Raw genomic sequence first — 10,678 nt, forward strand, 5'->3', positions numbered from 1 at the left:
TCGACCTCGTGCAGCCCGGCGACGGGCGCGTGCGCGTGATCCCGCGTGCCGAGCCCGGCCGTTCCCGGCGCCCGGCGCCGGTCGACCCCGCGGCCCGGGAGGTCGTGGTCGAGACCGTCGGCGACCGGGAGTTCCGCGTCGATGCGGGCGGCTTCTGGCAGGTCCACCGCCTCGCCGCCGGCACCCTGCACGACGCGGTCGCCGACGCCGTCGCGGATGCCGTCGACCCCGACGGATGGCACCTCGATCTCTACGGCGGGGTCGGGCTGCTCGCCGCATCCGTCGCCGATGTCGGCGGTCCCGCCACCCGGATCACCTCGGTGGAGTCCGACGCCCGCGCGACCGAGCACGCGGGGGAGAACCTCGCCGCGTGGATCGGAGCCCGCGCGGAGACCGGCCGGGTCGACCGGTGGCTCGGAAACCTCGTCCAGACGGCCACCCCCGCGCAGCGCGCCCGGCTCGCGCGCGGCACCGTGGTCCTCGACCCGCCCCGCGCCGGCGCCGGACGCGACGTCGTCGAACAGCTCGTCGACCTCTCACCGGCGCGCATCGTCTACGTCGCGTGCGACCCCGTCGCCCTCGCCCGCGACCTCGGCACCTTCGCCGCGCACGGATACACGACGCCCGCGGTGCGGGCCTTCGACCTCTTCCCGCACTCGCACCACGTCGAGGCGATCGCCGTGTTGACGCGGTGACGGCTAGGGTGAGCGCATGATCCGCGTCGCCTTGATCGACGACCACGAATCCGTGCGTCTCGGCCTCGAGGCCGCGTGCAGCCGCACGGACCACCTGCGCGTCGTCTTCTCGGGCGAGAGCGTGGCCGCCTACCTCGATTGGCGGACGCTCACGCAGGAGAACCCCGCGGACGTCGTCGTCCTCGACCTCATGCTCGGGGACGGGGCCACCGTGACCGAGAACGTGACCCGCCTCGTCCACGACGGCTCGCCGGTCATCATCCACAGCGTGGCCGATCGCCCGGCCGCCGTCCGCGAGGCGCTGGTCGCGGGGGCTGCGGGCGTGGTGAGCAAGGCGTCGCGCATCGACGACGTCATCGCGGCGATCGACACGGTCGCCCGCGGTCATGCGCTCGACAACGTCGAGTGGGCGTCCGCCGTCGACGGCGACCGGGCCTTCGCCGACGCGCAGCTCTCCTCGCGCGAGCGCGACGTGCTGCGTCTGTACGCCGCCGGTCTGCCCCTCAAGACGGTCGCCGAGCGACTCGGGGTGGCCTACTCGACGGCGAAGGAGAACATCACCCGCGTCCGCGTGAAGTACGTGGAGGTCGGTCGGCCCGCCCCCACCAAGGTGGATCTGCTGCGGCGCGCGATGGAGGACGGCCTGGTCGCGGAGGAACCCGGTGGCAGCTGAGGTCGCACCGGCGGGAACGCTGACGATCCCGCCCGACTCGACCTTCTTCTCCCGCGAGAGGGTCGAGCGCATCCTCGCGCTCGTCGTCTCGGTGGGATGCGCCATCCTGGGCTTCCAGTCCCTGTTCCACGCGATCGGTTCCACGCAGGAGACGCCGACGTGGAACCTCGTGCTCAGCGTCGTCACCTTCGGCCCGCTGGCGCTCATGATCGCCGCCGGCGTCGCCGGACGCTTCTACCGGGCGCCCGCCGCCGTCTTCGCGATCGTGTTCCCGCTCGTCCTGGTCGTCTGGCCGCTCGCGACCGCGGGGCGGGAGGGCGGCGCGGCGGCGGAGCCCTGGATCTGGTACCTCCTCAACGTCGCGACGGTGGCGACCGCCCTCGTCTTCCCGCTGTGGTTGCAGTACGTGTGGTGCGGCCTCGTCCCGGTCCTCTACGGGGTCGTCCGACTGATCCAGATCGGGGTCGACGGCGCGAGCGTCATCCTCGTCTCGCGTCAGGTGGTCTACGCGATCATCCTCGCCGTCGTCATGATCATGATCGGGTGGATGCTGCGCCTGCTCGCCGAGCGCCTCGATCGCACCCGCGAGGAAGCGGTCCGTTCGTACGCGGCGGCGGCCGCCGCCGACGCGGTGGAGCAGGAGCGGATCTCGGTCGCTGCCCTCATGCACGACAGCGTGCTCGCCGCGCTCATCGCTGCCGAGCGCGCCTCGACGCCGCGCGAGCGCGATCTCGCCGTGGGCATGGCACGTGACGCGCTCACCCGCCTCGCCAACGCCGACCGGGAAGCCGAGGAGGGCCCGGACGAGCCGGTCGACCCGGCGTTCATCGTCGACGGGTTGCGCCGGGCGGCCGCGGAACACGATCTCGACCTCGACCTGCGCGTCACCGTCGATCCGCGGGCTCCGCGGCTTCCGGGACGGGTCGCACGCGCCCTCGTCCTCGCTGCCGATCAGGCGATCGTCAACGCCGTCGAACACGCCGACGCGGTCGGACTGTACGTCGACGTGAGCGCCGACGACCGTCGGGTCATCGTCCGGGTCGTCGACGCGGGCACGGGCTTCGACGTCCAAGCCGTCCCCGAGGACCGCCTGGGCATCAGCGGCTCGATCGTCGCCCGCACCGCGGCGGTGGGCGGGCAGGCGCTCGTGCGCAGCTCGCGCCGGGGCACCGTGGCCGAACTGCGCTGGGAGTACCCGCGATGAACGTGCGCGTCCAGACGGGACTCTCGATCGTCGCGGTCGTCTTCACCGCCTACCTCGCCGTCGGCGGACTCGTGTGGACCGCGCCGGTGGCGCAGCCGGCGCTGTTCATCGCCGCCCTGTCGCTGTACCTCGTCACCACCTGGCTCTGCGTGTTCTGGGGCTTCACGCCGCGGTCGGCTCCGACGGCGACGGCTCCGGTCGCGGCGGACGCGGACGGCCTTCCGCGCGGTGCCTCGCTGCCGCTGTGGCTGTGCCTGCTGGTCCTCGGCACAGCGGTCGTCGTGCCGTTCGCGACCTGGGCGGCGGTCGGCGAGGACCTCCGTCGCGCGACCTTCGCCACGTGGAGCCTCGGCGGCATCGGGGCGCTCCTGACGGTCGTCGTCGTCCGGCGCCGACCGCTCGTGGCGTGGATCGGTGTGGTCCTGCTCGGGGTGTCGTCGTCGTTCTGGATCGGCATCTTCGATTCCCTCGCCCTCGGACTCGTCGGCGCCGCCGTCTGGGTCGTCGCCGCGCAGCTCCTGACGCGATTGGTCGACCGGGCGGCCGTCGACACGGCGGAACTCACCGGCATCCAGCGCCGCTCCTTCGAGTGGCTCGCGAGCCAGGAGGGCCGTCGACGGGAGCGTCGCGTCCGCGTGCAGCAGGCACTCGCCGTCGCCGGCCCCCTCCTCATCCGCACGATCGAGTCCGACGGCGACCTCGAGCCCGACGAGCGCGAGAGGGCGCGGCTGGCGGAGGGATCCCTGCGTGACGAGCTGCGCGGGCCGCGCCTGCTCGACGAGGCCGTGCGTGCGCGGCTGCAGGAGGCGCGGCTGCGCGGCAGCACCGTCACCGTCCTCGATGAGGGGGGATTGGATGCCGCCGGCCCGGCCGCGCTCGACCGCATCCGAGCCGAGCTCGCCGACGCCCTCCGCGGCGCCTCGTCGGAGCGGATCTACATCCGCACGTCGCCGCACCCTCGCGTCGCGGTCACGGTCGTGGGCCGGTCCCGCCGACGCGACGACCCGGACGGTGACGAGGTCGTCGACCTCTGGCACGAGATCGCGCATCCGCGCCCGGTGGTCGATCGCCCGACGTCCTGACGGCACCGCGCCGAAAGGACGCGCCGAAAAGAAGAGGCGAGGGGCGGCGAAGCCGCCCGCCCCTCGCCATGCGAGTGGTTACCCGAAAACCGACCCGCACATGCCGATCCGCGCTCTGAGGGATACGGATCGACAGAACGCAGAAGCGTTCCAGCGCTATTAGTCTCTCTGATCGCGAAAAGCGTGTCTGTAGGTACTTTGGGGGACAAATCGGGCGTCAGCCCGCCCACCGGCCCCACGGCACGTCGCGACGCAGATCGTTCCCGACGCCGCGGGCCGAGATCCGCCACGCCGACACGGTCGGCTCGTCCGCGACCGCGGTGCTCGCCTCCTGGGCCAGCGACTCGCTGACGACGGCGATCACCGCGGCGATCTCCTCGGGAGTCGCCGAACCGCGCCGCACCTGGAGGTGCGTCGCATCCGGGCGTGCGTCGTCCGACTCGCTCACAGCGGAATGTTCCCGTGCTTCTTGGCCGGCTGGCTCGCCCGCTTGCCGCGGAGGGCGCGCAGCGCCTTCGCGACGGCGACGCGGGTCTGCGCCGGCTCGATGATCCCGTCGAGCTCACCGCGTTCGGCGGCGAGGAAGGGGGAGGCGACGTTGTACGTGTACTCGTTGGCGAGGCGGGTGCGCACGGCGGCGACGTCCTCGCCGGCTTCCTCGGCGCGCTTGATCTCGCCGCGGTACAGGATGTTGACCGCACCCTGACCGCCCATGACGGCGATCTCGGCGGTCGGCCACGCGAGGTTGATGTCGGCGCCGAGCTGCTTGGAGCCCATCACGATGTACGCGCCGCCGTAGGCCTTGCGGAGGATCACGGTGACGAGCGGGACGGTCGCCTCCGCATAGGCGTAGAGCAGCTTCGCGCCGCGACGGATGACGCCGGTCCACTCCTGGTCGGTGCCGGGGAGGTAGCCGGGGACGTCGACGAGGGTGAGGATCGGGATCGAGAACGCGTCGCAGAACCGGACGAACCTGCTCGCCTTCTCGCCCGCGTCGATGTTGAGCGTTCCCGCCATCTGCGACGGCTGGTTCGCGATGATGCCAACCGTCCGCCCCTCGATGCGACCGAAGCCGATGACGATGTTCGGCGCGAACAGCGGCTGGACCTCGAGGAAGTCGCCCGCGTCGACGATGTGCGAGATGACCTCGTGGATGTCGTAGGGCTGGTTGGGGGAGTCCGGGATGACCGTGTTGAGGACGCGATCGGAGTCGGTCGTCTCGAACTCGAAGCCGGACTCGTACCCCGGGGCATCCGACATGTTGTTGTCGGGCAGGAAGCTGATGAGGGTGCGCGCGTAGTCGATCGCGTCGTCCTCGTCCTCGGCGAGGTAGTGCGCGACACCCGAGCGGGTGTTGTGGGTGTGCGCGCCGCCGAGCTCCTCCATGCCGACGTCCTCGCCGGTGACGGTCTTGATGACATCGGGGCCGGTGACGAACATCTGGCTCGTCTTGTCGACCATGATCACGAAGTCGGTGAGGGCGGGGGAGTAGACCGCGCCGCCGGCGGCGGGTCCCATGATCAGCGAGATCTGCGGGATGACGCCCGAGGCCGCGGTGTTCAGGCGGAAGATCTCGCCGTACTTGCCGAGCGCGACCACACCCTCCTGGATGCGCGCGCCGCCGGAGTCGAGGATGCCGATGATAGGGATGCCGCTGCGCAGCGCCAACTCCATGACCTTGATGATCTTCTCGCCGGCCACCTCGCCGAGCGATCCGCCGAAGGTCGTGAAGTCCTGCGAGTACACCGCGACCGTGCGGCCGTGGATCGTGCCGGTCCCCGTGACGACCGAATCGCCGTAGGGGCGGGAGCGGTCCATGCCGAAGGCGGTCGTCCGGTGCCGGACGTACTCGTCGAGTTCGACGAAGGAGCCCGGGTCGACGAGCAGTTCGATCCGCTGGCGGGCGGTGAGCTTCCCCTTCGCGCCCTGCTTGGCGCGGGCGGTCTCCTCGGCGGAGACGACGGCTTCTTCGTAGCGGGCACGGAGGTCGGCGATCTTGCCGGCGGTCGTGAAGAGGTCGGGCTGATCGGTCACGCGTTCCACCCTAGCGAGCGCGGTCCCGGCGGCGTTGGATACAGGCGACAATCGCCGCGCGGATCCGCTGTGGCATCCCTCAGGATGTCGGCTGTCAAGCCGCCCGGCGCTCGACGCGGCCGCGTCTAGGGTGGGCGGCATGTCGATCCCCGAGAACGGTTATCCCCGCGCCGCCGCGGTCAGCCCCCGCCTCCACGTCGCCCCGAGCGTCGACTCGACCAACAAGAAGCTCCTGAAGGACGCCTTCGACGACCCCGACGGTCATCCGCACCTCTCCGCCGTGGTGACCCGCGACCAGACGGCCGGCCGCGGTCGCCTCGACCGCACGTGGGTCACGCCGCCGGATTCCGCGCTCGCGGTGTCGGCCCTGCTGCGGGTCGAGGCGGTCCCCGTCGCGCAGCGGGGGTGGATCCCCCTCATCGCGGGCGCGGCGATGACCGCGGCCGTCCGGGCGCAGCTGGAGGACCGCGAGGTCGGACTCAAGTGGCCGAACGACGTCCTCGTCGGGGGCCTCAAGATCTGCGGCATCCTCGCCGAGGTCATGCCCGGCGATCCGCACGCCGTCGTGGTGGGAGCGGGCGTCAACACCCGGATGACCGCCGCGGAACTGCCGGTGCCGACCGCCACCTCGTTCGCGGCACTCGGCCGCACCGCCGACGAGGATCAGCTGCTCGCGGACTACCTCACGAGACTCCGCGACGGGATCGCCGACCTCGCCGTGGGCGGCACCGCCGCGGGCCTTGCGACGAAGGCGGTCCGCGACGCGTGCACGACTGTCGGCAGCGACGTCTCCGTCTCCCTTCCCGACGGTTCCTCCCTCATCGGCAGGGCGACCGGCATCGACGATGAGGGGCGACTGGTGGTCGAGGCCGCGGGCGTCGCGCACGTCGTGTCCGCCGGCGACGTCGTGCACGTCCGGTGACGGTGGGCGCGTCGGCGCACCCGGCATCCGTCGTCGCGCCATGATGGTCCCGTGAGCCAGCCGACCGCGTATCCGGGTCGTCCGCGGACGCCCGCTCCGGGTGCCGCCGCACCCGAGCTCGTGATCGCGCGCTTCCGCCGGCACGGACGCCGACTGCTGTGGCCTGCGATCGTGCTCATCGCCGTGGCGGGGACGACGGGCTACGTCAGCGGCAACCTCCCGTCGCCGTGGGAGGACTGGATGCTGTGGGCCGCCGCCGGGCTCGTGGTGCTGCTGCTCGCAGCCGTGCCCTATTTGCGGTGGTTGTCGCACACCTACACCGTGACCACGCGGCGCGTCATCGAGCGGACGGGTCTCGTCCAGCGTCGCCGCGTCGACATCCCGCACGCCCGCGGCTACACCATTTCCGAACGGCGGGGTCCGGTGCAGCGGCTGTGGGGGAGCGGCACCCTGATCCTCGCCAACGGGGTCGACGAACCGGTGCGGCTCGTCGATGTCCCCTCGGTCCGTCTCGTGCACGAGACGCTGTCGGACCAGGTCGAAGTCAGCCAGATCCTCGCCCACCGCGACTCGCACAGCGTCCCGGTCATCGCGACGGACGACTGAGCGTCTGCGGGCGCCCGCCCGGATGCGCGAGAATGTCGGGGTCGGGAGGAGACGCATGGCACTGCAGGTCGGAATCGTCGGAGGCGGTCAGCTCGCGCGGATGATGATCGCGCCCGCTGTGGAACTGGGACTCGGCGTCCGGGTCCTCGCGGAGGAGCCCGGGATGTCCGCCGCTCTCGCGGCGACCGCGGTCGGCGATTACCGCGACCTCGACACCGTCCTCGCGTTCGCGAAGGACGTCGATGTCATCACCTTCGACCACGAGCACGTCCCGCAGGACGTGCTGCGCGGCCTCGTGGACGCCGGTGTCGCCGTACACCCCGGTCCCGACGCGCTCGCCTACGCGCAGGACAAGATCGACATGCGCACGAAGCTCGCCGAGCTCGGTCTGCCGCAGCCCGACTGGGCTGCCGTGACGGATGCCGCGGCCCTCGACGCCTTCATCGCCGACCACGGCGGCCGCGCCGTTGTGAAGACGCCGCGCGGCGGATACGACGGCAAGGGTGTGCGCGTCGTCTCCTCCTCCGCCGAGGCCGCCGACTGGCTCGACCGCCTGGCGGACGGAGCGGCGCTGCTCGCCGAGGAACTCGTCCCCTTCACCCGTGAGCTCGCCCAGCAGGTCGCCCGCCGTCCCTCGGGCGAACTCCTCGTCTACCCGGTCGTCGAGACGGTGCAGCAGGGCGGCGTGTGCGCCGAGGCGATCGCGCCGGCACCGCACTCCGCCGGCCGCCTCGCGGACGTCGCCGCCGAGATCGGCGAGGCGATCGCGACGGGCCTGGGGGTGACGGGCATGCTCGCCGTCGAACTGTTCCAGACCGGCGACGAGCGGCTCCTCGTGAACGAGCTCGCCATGCGTCCGCACAACAGCGGGCACTGGACCCAGGACGGCTCCATCACGAGCCAGTTCGAGCAGCACCTGCGCGCCGTCCTCGACCTGCCGCTGGGCGACACCGCGATGCGCGCACCGCACGCCGTCATGGTCAACATCCTCGGCGGCCCGGCCGAGGGGACCCTCGGTGAGCGGCTCCCCGACGCGCTCGCCGCGCACCCCTCGGCGAAGGTCCACACGTACGGGAAGGACCCCCGCCCCGGGCGCAAAGTCGGGCACGTCAACGTGGCCGGGGACGACCTCGACACGGTCGTCTACGAAGCGCGCGCGGCGGCGGCGTTCTTCCTCGATTGACCCGTGCCGTTCCGGAGTTCTCCAGGCTCGCGCGCCTAGCCTTGATCGGGTGAACAGCCCCCTGCACTCATCGACCGCTCCGCTCATCGGCGTCGTGATGGGATCCGATTCGGACTGGCGTGTGATGTCCGACGCGTCGCAGGCGCTGACCGACTTCGGCATCCCTCACGAGGTCGAGGTGGTGTCCGCCCACCGCACGCCCGACAAGCTGCTGCGCTACGGCCGCGAGGCGCGTGGGCGGGGCCTGCGCGCGATCATCGCCGGTGCCGGCGGCGCGGCGCACCTGCCGGGCATGCTCGCCTCGGTCACGACGCTCCCGGTCATCGGCGTTCCGGTGCAGCTGTCCACCCTCGACGGCCTCGACTCCCTGCTGAGCATCGTGCAGATGCCCGCCGGCATCCCCGTCGCGACGGTCTCGATCAACGGGGCGAAGAACGCGGGCCTGCTCGCCGTGCGCCTGCTCGGCTCGGCCGATCCCGAGGTCGCCGACCGCGTCGCCGCCTACGCCGCCGACCTCGAAGTGCAGGTTGAGGAGAAGAACCGCCGCCTGAAGGACTCCCTGTGAGCCGCCGCCCGGTGGGGGAGCTCCGGTGAGCGTCCTGAGCCCGCCGCGGGCGACCTCGTCGCCCGGCCGTGCTCTCGTCGAAGAGCGTCCGCTCCGCAACCCCGATGCCTCGGCCCCCGGCATGATGTCGCGGCGCGCGTGGTGGCTCGTGGCATCCAACTTCCTCCTTCCCGGGTCCGCGCAGATCCTCGCGGGTGGTCGACGTCTGGGCCGCGTCGGCCTCATCTCGACGATCGTGATGTGGGTGTTCCTCTTCACGACGGTGCTCCTGGCGCTGATGTGGCGCTCGATGCTGACGACCCTCGTCGCATCGTGGTGGACGCTGACCTTCGCGCAGGTGCTGCTCTGGGCGTACGCCGCGCTGTGGGTCGTCCTGACGATCGACACGCTCCGGCTCGCTCGGCTGCGGCGCGTGCCCGGACGCACCCGCGCCGCCGTGTCGATCGTCGCGCTGGTCCTCGCGCTCGTTCCCGCCTCGGCGGCCGCATACACGGCCCAATGGGTCGTCGCGCCGCTGCGCTCCGGGCTGTCGATCTTCGCCTCCGGCCCGAGCGTGCCCCCGTCGGACGGCTACTACAACTTCCTCCTGCTCGGCGCCGACAGCGGGCAGGGACGCGACTCCATGCGCTTCGACAGCATCTCGGTGGTGTCGGTGAACGCGGACTCCGGCGCGGTGACGATCTTCGGCATCCCGCGCGACCTCCGTCACGTCCCCTTCTCGGACGGGCCGATGCGCGACCTGTACCCCGACGGGTTCGAGGGCCACACCTCGTCGACGTGCGGGTGGTCGTCGGGCATCAACCAGCTGATGAACGCCGTCGAGGTGTGCCGCGAGGATCGCGGGGCGAGCCTCTACCCCGATGCCGCCACGCAGAATTCGACCCCGGCCGTCGAAGCGACGAAGGACGCCGCGGAGGGGATCCTCGGCATCGAGATCCCGTACCACATCTTCATCGACATGCACGGGTTCGCCGACCTCGTCGACGCGCTCGGCGGCGTGGAGATCACGGTCAAGGAACGCCTCCCCGAAGGCCCCGGCCCGCGCTTCGAGGGTCAGCCCGCCGAGGAATGGGCGACCGGATGGATCGAGAAGGGCACCCAGGTCATGGACGGCGAGACCGCGCAGTGGTACGCGCGATCGCGGTACACGACCAGCGACTGGGACCGGATGCGGCGCCAGCGGGAGCTCCAGACCGCGATCCTCGCCCAGGCGACCCCGTCGACGGTCGCGACCCGCTTCAGCGAGGTCGTGGCGGCGGGCAAGAACCTCGTGCAGACCGACATCCCGGAGTCCCTGCTCCCCTTCCTCGTCGATCTCGGCGTGAAGGCGAAGGACCAGAAGGTCCAGGACCTCGAGCTGACGCCGAAGGGGGTCGGCATCGATCCGGAGGACCCCACCGCCGAGGACTGGGCGAAGATTCGCGGCGAGGTCCAGGCGCTCCTGCACCCGCCGACGCCGACACCGACGACCGCGCCGTGAGCGCACAGGGGGAGTTCCGATGACGACCACACTGCGGGTCGTGTTCGACCCGTCCGCTCCCGGCACCGGGCCCGACCTCGCGACTGCCGCCCGGGAGCTGGCCGCCGCGCTGGTCACGACGGCGCCCACCGGATGCGAGGTGCGCGCGATCGTCCCCAGCGACGCGGGGGACGACACCCTGGCCGCGCAGGGCGTGGCGGCCGCCGATCGCCTGCCCGTCGGCTCCGCGGCCGC

Annotated in this window: 10 protein-coding genes and 2 pseudogenes; 10 read left to right on the forward strand and 2 right to left on the reverse strand. The window is 71.9% G+C overall.

Going from position 1 to position 10,678, the window contains the following annotated elements:
• The 4 genes and pseudogenes from NH287_RS13965 to NH287_RS13980 all read left to right on the forward strand — a co-directional run.
• Nucleotides 1–695 (forward strand): annotated as a pseudogene (locus NH287_RS13965) (class I SAM-dependent RNA methyltransferase); the annotation flags it as partial.
• 16 nt (nt 696–711) lie between these two features.
• Nucleotides 712–1,368: a response regulator transcription factor gene (locus NH287_RS13970; RefSeq protein WP_253036099.1), complete on the forward strand. Its 657-nt coding sequence runs from the start codon at nt 712–714 to the stop codon at nt 1,366–1,368.
• Nucleotides 1,358–2,572 (forward strand): ATP-binding protein, encoded by a 1,215-nt coding sequence (locus NH287_RS13975; RefSeq protein WP_253036100.1) that lies wholly within the window; start codon nt 1,358–1,360, stop codon nt 2,570–2,572. The genes NH287_RS13970 and NH287_RS13975 overlap by 11 nt, the downstream gene beginning before the upstream one ends.
• Nucleotides 2,569–3,654 carry a hypothetical protein gene (locus tag NH287_RS13980; protein WP_253036101.1) on the forward strand — a complete coding sequence of 362 codons (1,086 nt, stop codon included), beginning with the start codon at nt 2,569–2,571 and terminating at the stop codon, nt 3,652–3,654. Before NH287_RS13975 ends, NH287_RS13980 begins: the two co-directional genes overlap by 4 nt.
• Before the next feature lie 217 nt (nt 3,655–3,871).
• Here NH287_RS13980 and NH287_RS13985 read toward each other — a convergent pair whose 3' ends face one another.
• Together NH287_RS13985 and NH287_RS13990 are read right to left on the reverse strand one after the other, a co-directional pair.
• Nucleotides 3,872–4,102 carry an acyl-CoA carboxylase subunit epsilon gene (locus NH287_RS13985; RefSeq protein WP_253036102.1) on the reverse strand — a complete coding sequence of 77 codons (231 nt, stop codon included), beginning with the start codon at nt 4,100–4,102 and terminating at the stop codon, nt 3,872–3,874.
• A complete protein-coding gene (locus NH287_RS13990) occupies nt 4,099–5,688 on the reverse strand; it encodes an acyl-CoA carboxylase subunit beta (protein WP_374209393.1) in 1,590 nt (529 codons plus the stop codon). Before NH287_RS13990 ends, NH287_RS13985 begins: the two co-directional genes overlap by 4 nt.
• 139 nt (nt 5,689–5,827) lie before the next feature.
• On the opposite strand from NH287_RS13990, the gene NH287_RS13995 reads away from it, so the two are divergent.
• From NH287_RS13995 to NH287_RS14020, 6 genes and pseudogenes are all read left to right on the forward strand, one after another.
• Nucleotides 5,828–6,610 carry a biotin--[acetyl-CoA-carboxylase] ligase gene (locus NH287_RS13995; protein WP_253036103.1) on the forward strand — a complete coding sequence of 261 codons (783 nt, stop codon included), beginning with the start codon at nt 5,828–5,830 and terminating at the stop codon, nt 6,608–6,610.
• Nucleotides 6,611–6,661: 51 nt separating this feature from the next.
• Nucleotides 6,662–7,216: a PH domain-containing protein gene (locus NH287_RS14000; RefSeq protein WP_253036104.1), complete on the forward strand. Its 555-nt coding sequence runs from the start codon at nt 6,662–6,664 to the stop codon at nt 7,214–7,216.
• Nucleotides 7,217–7,271: 55 nt separating this feature from the next.
• The gene (locus tag NH287_RS14005; protein WP_253036105.1) at nt 7,272–8,399 is read left to right on the forward strand and encodes a 5-(carboxyamino)imidazole ribonucleotide synthase; all 1,128 of its coding nucleotides are present in this window, start codon (nt 7,272–7,274) and stop codon (nt 8,397–8,399) included.
• Nucleotides 8,400–8,496: 97 nt separating this feature from the next.
• On the forward strand, nt 8,497–8,964 hold the full coding sequence (purE, locus tag NH287_RS14010; protein WP_253036107.1) for a 5-(carboxyamino)imidazole ribonucleotide mutase: 468 nt from the start codon (nt 8,497–8,499) through the stop codon (nt 8,962–8,964).
• A gap of 25 nt (nt 8,965–8,989) precedes the next feature.
• A complete protein-coding gene (locus tag NH287_RS14015; RefSeq protein ID WP_253036106.1) occupies nt 8,990–10,444 on the forward strand; it encodes an LCP family protein in 1,455 nt (484 codons plus the stop codon).
• 19 nt (nt 10,445–10,463) lie between these two features.
• Nucleotides 10,464–10,678: pseudogene (locus NH287_RS14020) on the forward strand (glycosyl transferase); the annotation flags it as partial.

Source organism: Microbacterium sp. CnD16-F (assembly GCF_024124465.1).
Lineage (GTDB): Bacteria > Actinomycetota > Actinomycetes > Actinomycetales > Microbacteriaceae > Microbacterium > Microbacterium gawkjiense.